Origin of the sequence: Globicatella sulfidifaciens DSM 15739 (assembly GCF_900167405.1) — a bacterium.
Lineage (GTDB): Bacteria > Bacillota > Bacilli > Lactobacillales > Aerococcaceae > Globicatella > Globicatella sulfidifaciens.
This window is the reverse complement of the sequence record NZ_FUWO01000001.1, coordinates 130,677-142,041: the sequence shown is the minus strand read 5'-3', so window position 1 is coordinate 142,041 and position 11,365 is coordinate 130,677. Positions and strand designations below refer to the sequence as shown.

Here is an 11,365-nt window from a genome sequence, read left to right as displayed (position 1 = left end):
CCGGAAACTAAACCAGAGGAAAAACCAACTGAACCAACGAAACCGGAAACAAAACCAGAAGAAAAACCTGTTGAAACTAAACCGGTGACGACAACAACCGAGTACACCATTAAAAGCGGTGACACATTAAATAGAATTGCTAGACAACATGGTGTTAGTGTCGATCAATTACGTCAATGGAATAATATTTCAGGTCACGTGATCTATCCAAATCAAAAGATTATTGTCAATAAAGTGACTACTAATGTTCCAGTTGTAGAAACTAAACCTGTTGAGATACCTATCGTTAACGATGGCGAGAAGGTTGAATTTGCGGGAACAACGATAGCACGAGTTAATTATGGGGTACAACCTGGTGATACTTATGAGTCCATTGCTAAAAACTTTGGTGTTACAGCACAATCAATTCGTCAATTGAATGGCAATGCGTATTTATACAACGGTAAAACTATTGTCATTCCAAATGTTAAAGTAAAACCAATGGATTTCGCATCCAGTCACGATAATAAATTTACAGTCTGGTTAGACGCAGGACATGGTGGATCAGAAACAGGTACACATACTGTTGCTAGGGGAGTGTACGAGAAAACAATGAACCTTAATATCGATAATAAGTTAACTAAGAAGTTGCAAGATATGGGATTTGTTGTTAAACGTACTAGAACAGCGGATGTGGCAGTTGATTATAAAACAGAACGTTCAACAATGGCTAATGCCTCCGACGCTGATATTTTCATTTCATTACACCATAATGCGATGCCGTATCCATCTGCGACAGGTATTGTATCATTCTACTATCAGTATGAACATGAATATCAGTCAAAAATTAATCAAAAACATCATAATGATGGGTCCAGAATTGCGAACTCTGCTTATTTGACAAAATTAATTCATAATAATATGATTCAAGCTGATCGTCAATTCTATCCAAATAATCCAGCACGTGATCATGGTGTTCAATCGTCATCTTATTCAGTTATTCGTGAAACAAAAGTTCCATCTACTTTATTGGAATTTGGTTTTGTGGATACTTGGAATGACTACAATAAATTATCGACACCAGCTTATCAGGATACCCTTGTTAATGCTGTGGCGAATGGTATTCAAACTTACTTTAATACCGTTTATAATAAATTATCAGGTAAATAATTTTTGAAAGTTTATCAAACTAGGTATTATACCCGTAAACATAGGCTTTCAATAAAATAGATTTATCACTCAGAGGTTGGACAAAACAAAAAAACCCGTTTGATCCCATCTGTATATTTTATAACGCAGTGGTTGAGTGGTCTCGACCTGCGTCTTAACGACTTGTTTGAGGCCTACTCAACTGTGCGGGGGGAGGCAGACGAAGCGAAAATTATTGGCTCTACAACCTTTTGTGTGGACTCACTAAATATTTAGTGGGGAGAAATGATAAAAATACAGGTTGAAATTCGTTGTCATAATACGAATTTCAACCTGTATTTCTTTTTCGAATGTTCGTAATCGATTTACATTTTATTGTTAAATTAGTCTCTTAATATCCAGTTATCTTTATTAATAATATACATCATTCCTTGGAACGTTGTCGAATCATATTCTTTATCGTTCCATTAGATGCTTCTGTAAAAGCATTTGATATCCGTATGCCGTCAATTCTAGTAAATAAGTTACAAATTTCTATTTTCCATCTTGTTAGTAATTTGCCAAATTGCTCTAATTCAGGAATGCCTGATTTAAGAAATTATTGATATAATAATCAATTTCGAGTAACTTTTTTTCAGGTAAGTCATCGTAAGTATTAAAAAGAATGTATTCATCTACTAAACGATAAGCTTTTTCCAAATCAGGATGAATTTGAAGTATCAGTTCGAATAACTGACCCTTATTGATATAGCGTTTTAATTTACGGTTGTATTGGGGCTTATTATGAAAATTACTTTTTCGATCAAAGAACTGTCGATTGTTGAATACAGAATAGTGAAATTTCGAGGCGTAAGCCCTATACTATTCAAGCAAGAATCGTGACATTCTTGACGCTTAAAACGTTTAATCTTAAGCAGAACGATCTTGATGTTACTATGATTAAAAGGTAAATGATACTTCTTTTTATAGTACCCCTTACTGTGAAGATGAGAAGAACGACAATAAGGGCGCTTTTGAATCTTACTATCCAATGAACATGAAAGGGTTGTTTTATCCATCGCACGACTTCACCAATATCTTGTAAAGATAAATTTAGTAGTTGTGACAGAATATATTTAATATCATCGATTTTTTCCAAAATAATAACCTTCTAATGATAATACGAACATTCGATCATTTTAACCATAGTCTATTCAAACCACAACATTTGGTGGGGGATTTTACTCCCCACTAGAAGTTGTTGAGACCCCAATCCCCTGGAGAAGTTGTTATTCTAAATTATTTCATTTTCTACTTCTGGTTCACTCCCTTTCTGACCTTTCACTGCCTTTTGTTATGAAACTGTAATATTGTAAACGGTCATAAATAGTTTGAATATGCTAAAATGATGGTATATATTGTTTTTTGCGAATGTTTATTTTGGGAGACGAATAATAAAATGGGAAATAAAATTTTAAAGAAAAGTAAAGGTAAATGGATAGCAGTTTCAGCATCTGTTTTGGCAACGATGGCTTTAAGTGCTCAAGTACAAGCTGAGGAAGCGACTAATTATGATGAAGTCGTTGTTGAGGCCGTCAGTGAAGAGGCTAACGCTGAAGCAGGCGGAGATACTGTAGTCAATGAGGCTGAAGTCGTTGAAGACAATGATACAACTGTTGAAGCTGTGTCGACAGTTGAAGAGAGCGAAGCCGTTCAAGAATCAGAACCGGCGAAAGAGACAGAGTCAGTGGTAGATTCAGAAACGACTGAAGCGAATTCTGAGCAAGTTGAAACAACAGAAGTTCCGGCTGAAGCGACCGGTGATGAAACATTACCTGCTGAAACAGAGGAAGTTGTTGTAACAGAAGAAACAACGAATGAATCTGTTAAGGCAGAAGATGTGCAGGTAGAAAAAACAGAAGAAAGTGTTGTTCGTAAATTATATACACCGACTGCATCACCCGTTTCACCAACAGTCAAAACATATCAAATAGTTTCAGGTGACACCTTATGGAAGATAGCGAATCAACATAAGGTAAGTGTTGCGAATTTAATGGACTGGAATAAATTAACGAGTAATATAATTAGAGTCAATCAAAAATTAGTCGTTTCTAAACCTACAACACAAACGACACACCCCGTTGAAAAGCCGACTACACCAACGAAACCAGTTGAGGAAAAACCGGCAGAAACGACTAAACCGGTTGAAACCAAACCAGTAACGAAGACAACGAATTACACGATTAAAAGAGGCGATACGTTAAATCGAATCGCTGCACAACATGGGGTAAGCGTTGCTCAATTACGTCAATGGAATAATATTTCAGGTCACCTGATCTATCCAAATCAAAAGATTATTGTCAATAAAGTCACTACAACGCAACCGGTAGAAACGACTAAACCGGACGAGAAACCGACTACACCAACGAAGCCAGTAGAAACAAAACCAGAAACGAAGACAACGAATTATACTATTAAACGAGGCGATACTTTAAATAGAATTGCTGCTCAACATGGTGTGAGTGTTGCTCAATTACGTCAATGGAATAATATTTCAGGTCACCTGATCTATCCAAATCAAAAGATTATCGTTAATAAAGTGACTACAACGCAACCGGTAGAAACGACTAAACCGGAAGAGAAACCGACTACACCAACGAAGCCGGAAACTAAACCAGAGGAAAAACCAACTGAACCAACGAAACCAGTTGAAAACGATAAGAAAGATGAATTAGTGACTATTCCAGCTTTCGAAGAGAAAAAACATACCGTCTCATACGGCGATACTTTATATGAGATTGCTAAAGCAAACAACGTTACAGTTAATCAAATTATGACTTGGAACAAACTTTCAAGTACGGTGATTCGTACAGGACAAAATCTTAAGGTATCTGATCCAAGCAAAGCATCTAGCAGTATGACTTTAACCAGAGCAGAGTTAGAAGCGAAAATTGCCGCTGAAAATGAGAAATTACGTTTAGCTGCTGAAGCGCAAAAGAAAGCGGGAGACCGTGTGGTTGAAGTTGATGCTGATTATGATGGAACATTAATTAAGACTTATTGGAATCAAACAGGTTACAGAATGCCTCTAATAACGGTTGCAAGTCGTTATGGTGTGACAGTAGCGCAATTAAAACAATGGAATCCATTATTAACTAGTAATTATTTATTGGCAGACCAAGAAATTGCTGTTTCTGATCCAGAAGCCGGTAATCCAGCTAAATTAGGTCGTGCAACCAAAAATTACCTAGTGATTAATGAAGCGTCTGAGAAAGTTACATCAGAAGGCGTTAAAAAAGTATTAGATTGGTTTAAAGCAAGAGAAAATAAAACTTTCTATTCAATGACTGACCGTAATGGACCAAACAGTTATGACTGTTCATCTGCAGTGTATTACGCTTTAATTAATGCAGGTTATCTAAATCGTAACACTTGGATTGGTAATACGGATTCAATGTTTGCAATGGAAGGTGGGTTATTATTACCAATACCGGAAAGCCAAGTACGTGCAGGAGATATCTTTATTTCAGGTTATAAATATAATTCTTCCGGTGCTGCAGGACATACCGGTGTCGCAATTAATAACAAAGAGATTTATCACTCAACTTATAATAATAAGTATTTCTATGACGGTATTGTACGTTCTCAAACTGCAGGCAGAACAGGGTCATCTTCTCGACCATTATATTGGTATCGTTTAAATGAAAATTATCGTCGGAAATAAAAAATAAAAATTATTTAGTGGGTAATCGTAGAGGCAATACGCCAAAAATTTTCATACGATACCCACTTTTTTATTTAAAGTCGTCCCTTGAGAAAACCGTGTAATTCATTACATGGATGAATCAAGTTCTAGGGCGACCGTTATTGTATTCTGTTAATTGATTTTCAATATATTTTTTAACAGTTTCTTTAGACATACTACCTACTGTTGACATGAAATAACTAGGTGTCCATAAATGGCCACCCCATAACATTGCCTTTGTTTCTGGATAAGCTTTGAACCATAGACGGGCAGATTTCCCTTTAGATGAACCGTATTATCCTGTCAATGACGAAAAGAATACGCAACTCTTCAAACAATACCGTCGTCTTGCACAAGCACAGACCAAAGTCATCTTTGGTGGTCGATTAGGCATGTATCAGTATTATGATATGCATATGGTCATTAATGAAGCATTGAATGCGGTAAGAAAAGAAGTTAAGGTTTAAACTAAATGCTTTGCTAAAACTTTAATAAACTTAAAGACTGAACTTATCGTGATAGAACAGTCTTTAGAGACTAGAATAAATGTTTACTTTAAATGAGTAGTTGTATAGAATATATATTAAAGAAAAAGCTTGTATTTCAACCAAAAAATAGCTAAAATGAAACATAAATTGAAAATTTGAAGGTGAAATAAAATGTCAAACAAGATGTCACGTAGATCGATGCATCGTAAAAGAAGAAAAGGCAATCCAATTTTAAAAGCCATTGCTTTATTATTTTTACTGGCTTTACTAATCGTAGGTGGTTTTTTAGGCTATTCCTATTATCGCTTTAATAAATCATTTGAAAAGGTATATAATAAACAAGCCGTGGAATCAGTAGTTAAAGATGTTGTTAAAAAACGTGAATCGACAGAAGAAATTGAAGTCGGTGAAGATCCGATTAGTATTTTATTTTTAGGGATTGATACGGGCGATTTTGGTCGTACCGAAGTAGGGCGTTCAGATATTATGATGGTCGCAACCATTAACCCTAATACCAATAAAACTGTTATGACCAGTATTCCTCGTGATACGTATACTGAAATCGTAGGGTATGGGACCCAAGATAAAATCAACCATGCTTATGCTTTTGGTGGCATCCCAATGTCAATTAACTCCGTACAAAACTTTTTAGATATTCCAATTGACTATTATGTAAAAGTTGATATGGGAAGCTTTGTTCAAATTGTAGACGCCTTAGGCGGTATTACCATTGTTCCGACTGAAACATTTAATCAAGAGGGGACTTATTTTGAACAAGGGGTTTCCCAATATATGGATGGTGCGACAGTTTTACAATATGTTCGTAATCGTTATACTGAAGAAGGTGACTACGGTCGTCAACAACGTTCACGTCAAGTGATTGAAGCCGTAGCTGATAAGGTGGTTAATATCAATTCTTTTGCTAGCTTACCAGAATTAATGGCGGTAATGGAAAACTATGTTGAAACGAATATCCAATTTATGGATATCCAAACATTGGCTTTAAATGCGAATAAGATTGCGAAAAATATCGAAGAAGTGACATTACAAGGAACAGGCGATATGATTGATGGCGTCTATTATGAAATGATTGACGAAGGATCATTAGCAACAGTTCAAGAAGCGTTAAAATCCAATTTAGAAGTAAATTAATAACTAATCGTTAACCGATTTTTGCTTTGAATGATTGCAGCAAAAGTCGGTTTTTTTTAAAAGGAGTAACCTTATGATAACAATTAAACGTATCGAAAGGATTTCGCCTGAGGTTCAATTGCCTAATTATCCATTTAAAGTATTTGGTAGATTAATACCAACCTACGATGGAAGCCAATGGCATTATCACAAAGAAATATTACCGACCAGTGAATGGCAAGAAATGACTTTTCCAGATGAAGATTATCAGTATGAAGAGATGAAAACAAATCATTATTTTGTTGGAGCATACAATGAGCAAGAAGAATGTGTCGCATTAGCTATTTTTCAAGATGATTGGTTCAAGTACTTATACTTATCAGATATTAAAGTGATGCCTCATTACCGTAAAATGGGGATTGCCTCAATGTTAATTGCTGAAGGCAAGAAAATAGCCAGTGACAACCAATATCAGGGGCTATATACGATTGCTCAAGATAATAATTTAGCCGCTTGCGAATTATATTTAGCGAATCAATTTGAAATTGGCGGACTGAATACACGTAGTTACGATTTTACACCGCAACAAAATAAACATGATATTTATTTTTATTTAAATTCACTAAATTGAAATAGTATTACAGAATGGTATCAATGCGTGAACAGTTTATTTAAATAAGCTTAAAAGGTCTTTTTTCTTTTGGACGTTATGTTAGAATACAATCTAGCGAGATTAGAAGAAGGTGTGAATAAATGAAATTACAAAAGAAAATTTTACTTGCGACAGCTTTTGCTTTAATGATAACGCCAATTTCAACAATGGCTAATCATGTGTTGGCCGAAGAATGGCAACCACGTACACTTGAACAAGTTAAAGCAGCATTAAAAATTAACGAAGATAATCAAACGGTCTACACTATCCAATATGGTGATACTCTAGGAGTCATCGCTGAAGCATTAGAGGTTGATGTAGAGGTATTAGGAAGCATCAACGCGATTGCGGATTTAGATTTAATTTATCCTAGCACGGTTTTAACAACGACTTATGATGACAATCAAAACGCCGAAACCGTCTTAATCGAGACGCCTGATTCTGAAAATGAAGCAGAGATAAATTTAGCTGAAAATGAATTAGTCGTTAATGACGAAACGTATGAATTACCAGCGACTGAAGACATTGCCGAAACGGCATCAGCGCCAGTTTATGTGACGGAGCCAGTTGAAGAGTGGATTCCTGAAACAACTGAAGCAGAATCTACAGAAGTTGAGGAAACTGAAGCCCCAGTTACAGAAACGACGGCAGTAGAACCTTCAGCAGCTCCAGTTGAAACTACTACTGAAGCAACAACGGTAGCAGAGTGGGTAACTGAAACAACCGAAGCGGAAACAACTGCCGAAGTGGTAGAAGCAACCGAAGCGGAAACAACTGCCGAAGTGGTAGAAGAAACCGAAGCACCTGTTGTGGAAGAAACAACTGCCGAAGTTGTAGAAGACACTGAAGCGCCCATTGTGGAAGAAACAACCGCAGAAATAGTAGAAGAAACCGAAGCACCAATTGTGGAAGAGACAACCGCAGAAATAGTAGAAGAAACTGAAGCACCAATTGTGGAAGAAACAACTGTTGAATGGGTACCTGAAGAAACTGAAGTCCCAATCACAGAGGAAACAACAGTAGAATGGGTGCCAGAGGAAACTGAAGTGCCAATCTATGATCCAACCAATGACGGCTTACAAGCTCATGTAGCGCAATTTAAAAATGAAGTCGCGAATGCTTATGGCATTACCTCATTTAGTACATACCGTCCAGGTGATGCTGGAGATCACGGTCAAGGATTAGCAGTTGACTTTATAGTGCCAGTTGGTTCGGCATTAGGAGATGAAATAGCTCAATATGCGATTAATCAAATTGGATCAAGTAAGATTTCATATGTCATTTGGAAACAACAAATTTATGGAGATTGGAATATGTCATGGCAAATGATGGAAGACCGTGGTAGTATCACCGCTAACCATATGGACCATGTACACGTTTCATTCTATCCTTAAAAAATAATCAAGATGATGGTTCAACTTGAAACCTTTGAGTTTTAAAGGGGATTATCATTTTTCAGTTAATCACTTAAAACTTCCGGTAGAACTAAAATTTAAAGAGTTCGATGTCCGGTTGAATAATTTAAGAGAGATTAAGGAAAACGTCTATTGTTTTTCCTTAGTCTCTTTTTTATTGTGCATAAATATTAACGCTAAATGAAGTGTGTTGTTAAACGATTCGCTAATGCTGTCATTTGGAGTTAAACTCCATGCACCGTTAGAAAACAATAGTACAACCTAATACTCCTATAAAATTTCAAAGCCAAATAGTATAAAAAAATGTTACGCTCCCCGAGTTTTTAAATTCTCCTTTCTTTCAATCATCACTCCTAAAATAAACTTCCCCATAAATTTCAGTGTCAATTTATCAGCTATGTAATCTAAATTTTGACAATTTACTAACACTTGTTAATACAACATCGAAATTATGAGCATCTTTTGGTAGTGTCAAAAATATTGTGAAATTTTTTAGATTGTAATGTTATTTTATAATGTAAAATAGTTTGTTTTAGGAAAAAGATTGTAAAAAAAGAGCGACCAATAGGTAAAAGTTAATTTACTTATTGAACACTCTTAGTACTGAGAGAGACAAGAGGTGTCTCTATTTTTATTATTATAGGACATAACGTGCTTAGGCGATTGTACTAAGCCTCATTATCTAAAATATTTAATTTGTCTTTGACCATTTTCATTAGGACAGGGATATCTTCAGGACGGTTCACAACATCTAATTGATCAATATTCACCATTAGCACTTGAGAGGCATGATAGTGATTTTTAACCCAGGCATCATAACCTGACCACAAAGTATAATAGTAATGACGCAAACTTTCATCTTGTTCAAATTCTCGTCCACGAAGCCCAATGCGTTCCATAATGGTTTCAAATGAACCGTGTAAGTAGACCATTAAATCTGGTGCTTTTTGTGGTAAGGATTCTAACTCTTCCATCATATTATTTAATAATTTTTCATATGTTTTAAATTCCATATCAGAAATACGACCTAAATCATTGTTAACTTTACAGAAATACCAATCTTCATAAATTGAACGGTCTAAGACATTATGACGATTATGGAATGCACGTTTAATATCTTGATAACGACTACTTAAAAACTCTAACTGTAATAAGAAAGGATAACGTTTTGCATCCTGTTCTTCCGGGCTAGCTGTATAAAATAATGGCAAAATATCATTATTCTCGACATTTTCATAAAAGACTTCAGAATCTAACTGCTCTCCAATAACTTTGGCCACGCTTGTTTTACCAGCGCCAATCATGCCACCAATGACTATTATCATAACCAACTCCTCAAATGATTTAACAAAATTTCAACTCATTGATTATAACATAAAACCAAAGACGTTAAAGTATTATTTTTGAATTCTTTTTAAAGTATATTAAACGTAAATGATAATATCTTAGTACACCGAAAATAAAAATGTTTCAAATCTATTACCATCATCACTAACAATAGGCTTGATTTGGTCGGGGACAGGTTAATTTATGATTCTCATTATTTTTAGTTCTGGTAGAAGAAAAGAAGTTACCCGATAACTAGAAGGAATACATTTGATGGATTGACTTACATGATGATGCGATCTAAAAACATAAGACCTGACTGGTAAAAATAATTATTGCCAAAGAATTAATTACCCCTTCTGTCCTCTCACATAAGAATTATTATATGGTTTAAACTCATGGTCATGTAGGGCTACGGCAGCATCGTTTAACCAGTTGGTGTTTCGTAAGATAGCACGACCAATCATCACGGCATCGGCTTGATTGGTTTGTAAGATAAATTCAGCCAATCCTGGATCATCGATTAAGCCAACGGTAATTACATCAATCGCAACAGCTTCTTTAATTCTAGTTGCATAAGGTGTTTGGAAACCAGCATGAAGGGGAATATTAGGTTTTTTACTTAAGATGCCACCGGTGGAAACATCGATGGCTGCTACACCTTGTTCTTCCATCCAACGAGCCATTTGTTGCCAATCTTCAATTGTATTTTGTTGGCCTGTTTCATCATATGCATCGGCCGAGATACGTACCCAAATTGGTAGAGCAACTTGAGCTTTAATGCCGTCGATAATTTCGCGTAAAATACGATAACGGTTTTCTAAGCTGCCCCCATATTGGTCATTCCGTTGATTAGCTAATGGTGATAAAAATTGACTGATTAAATAGCCATGAGCTGCATGAATTTCAATCATATCATAACCGGCTTTTTCAGCACGGATACTGGAAGCTACAAAGCCATCAATCGTTGCTTGAATTTGTTTTAAAGTCATTTCAACTGGCGGATTATAGGGCTCGCCATAAGGAATGCCACTAGGACTTAGTGGTGCTTGGGCATCACTTGCTTTACGCCCGGCATGGGAAATTTGAATCCCCATTTTACTTCCTAAATAATGGACGGAATCAACCAGTTTTTTCATTGCTTCCATTTGTTCGTCATTCCATAAACCTAAATCTTGATTTGTGATACGCCCATCGGGTTCAATGGCGGTTGCTTCTTGAATAATTAAGCCCATTTTACTAATGGCCCGCATTCCATAATGGGCAAAATGGAAGGGAGTCGGTTTTCCATCTTGTTCGTGTGCTTCATACATACACATGGGTGGCATGATGACGCGGTTCGATAGATCAATCCCACCTATTGTAGCAGGAGATAATAATTTTGACATGGCATAAGCCTCCTTTTCATCTAATAGTATAAATTATCCAAACCGTTTTAGACAACATTATTGCTTGCGTTTGAATAATCGGAAATTTCAAGCAAAATAAATTCAGCAAACGC

At 35.9% G+C, this 11,365-nt stretch carries 8 protein-coding genes and 2 pseudogenes; 6 read left to right on the top strand and 4 right to left on the bottom strand.

Features of this window, described 5'->3' with window-relative positions; genetic code table 11:
• A partial coding sequence (locus B5D12_RS00625; RefSeq protein ID WP_159443814.1) for an N-acetylmuramoyl-L-alanine amidase occupies positions 1-1,149 on the top strand: 1,149 nt, incomplete at its 5' end.
• A gap of 403 nt (positions 1,150-1,552) precedes the next feature.
• On the opposite strand, the gene B5D12_RS10575 is transcribed toward B5D12_RS00625, so the two are convergent.
• On the bottom strand, positions 1,553-1,711 hold the full coding sequence (locus tag B5D12_RS10575; protein WP_078755100.1) for a transposase: 159 nt from the start codon (positions 1,709-1,711) through the stop codon (positions 1,553-1,555).
• Positions 1,712-2,566: 855 nt separating this feature from the next.
• Here B5D12_RS10575 and B5D12_RS00610 point away from each other — a divergent pair.
• Positions 2,567-4,831 carry a LysM peptidoglycan-binding domain-containing protein gene (locus B5D12_RS00610; protein ID WP_159443813.1) on the top strand — a complete coding sequence of 755 codons (2,265 nt, stop codon included), beginning with the start codon at positions 2,567-2,569 and terminating at the stop codon, positions 4,829-4,831.
• Between the two features lie 121 nt (positions 4,832-4,952).
• On the opposite strand, the pseudogene B5D12_RS00605 reads toward B5D12_RS00610, so the two are convergent.
• Positions 4,953-5,135 (bottom strand): annotated as a pseudogene (locus B5D12_RS00605) (transposase); the annotation flags it as partial.
• Between the two features lies 1 nt (position 5,136).
• Here B5D12_RS00605 and B5D12_RS00600 point away from each other — a divergent pair.
• The 4 genes and pseudogenes from B5D12_RS00600 to B5D12_RS00585 all read left to right on the top strand — a co-directional run.
• Positions 5,137-5,319: pseudogene (locus B5D12_RS00600) on the top strand (UDP-galactopyranose mutase); the annotation flags it as partial.
• A gap of 192 nt (positions 5,320-5,511) precedes the next feature.
• Positions 5,512-6,492, top strand: a complete 981-nt coding sequence (locus B5D12_RS00595) for an LCP family glycopolymer transferase (RefSeq protein WP_078755003.1) — start codon at positions 5,512-5,514, stop codon at positions 6,490-6,492.
• 73 nt (positions 6,493-6,565) lie between these two features.
• A complete protein-coding gene (locus B5D12_RS00590; RefSeq protein ID WP_078755002.1) occupies positions 6,566-7,102 on the top strand; it encodes a GNAT family N-acetyltransferase in 537 nt (178 codons plus the stop codon).
• A 122-nt stretch (positions 7,103-7,224) separates the two neighbouring features.
• Positions 7,225-8,517, top strand: a complete 1,293-nt coding sequence (locus tag B5D12_RS00585; protein WP_078755001.1) for a LysM peptidoglycan-binding domain-containing protein — start codon at positions 7,225-7,227, stop codon at positions 8,515-8,517.
• A 689-nt stretch (positions 8,518-9,206) separates the two neighbouring features.
• Here the strand turns inward: B5D12_RS00585 and B5D12_RS00580 are convergent.
• A complete protein-coding gene (locus B5D12_RS00580) occupies positions 9,207-9,863 on the bottom strand; it encodes a deoxynucleoside kinase (protein ID WP_078755000.1) in 657 nt (218 codons plus the stop codon).
• Positions 9,864-10,214: 351 nt separating this feature from the next.
• Positions 10,215-11,252, bottom strand: coding sequence for an NADH:flavin oxidoreductase/NADH oxidase (locus B5D12_RS00575; RefSeq protein WP_078754999.1), 1,038 nt, complete (start codon positions 11,250-11,252; stop codon positions 10,215-10,217).
• Positions 11,253-11,365 lie beyond the last annotated feature (113 nt).

What these genes read in the sequence shown, in the direction of transcription:
- B5D12_RS00610 (WP_159443813.1), top strand. Translation starts at nt 2,567, where the DNA reads ATGGGAAATAAAATTTTAAAGAAAAGTAAAGGTAAATGGATAGCAGTT.
- B5D12_RS00595 (WP_078755003.1), top strand. Translation starts at nt 5,512, where the DNA reads ATGTCAAACAAGATGTCACGTAGATCGATGCATCGTAAAAGAAGAAAA.
- B5D12_RS00590 (WP_078755002.1), top strand. Translation starts at nt 6,566, where the DNA reads ATGATAACAATTAAACGTATCGAAAGGATTTCGCCTGAGGTTCAATTG.
- B5D12_RS00585 (WP_078755001.1), top strand. Translation starts at nt 7,225, where the DNA reads ATGAAATTACAAAAGAAAATTTTACTTGCGACAGCTTTTGCTTTAATG.
- B5D12_RS00580 (WP_078755000.1), bottom strand. Translation starts at nt 9,863, where the DNA reads ATGATAATAGTCATTGGTGGCATGATTGGCGCTGGTAAAACAAGCGTG.
- B5D12_RS00575 (WP_078754999.1), bottom strand. Translation starts at nt 11,252, where the DNA reads ATGTCAAAATTATTATCTCCTGCTACAATAGGTGGGATTGATCTATCG.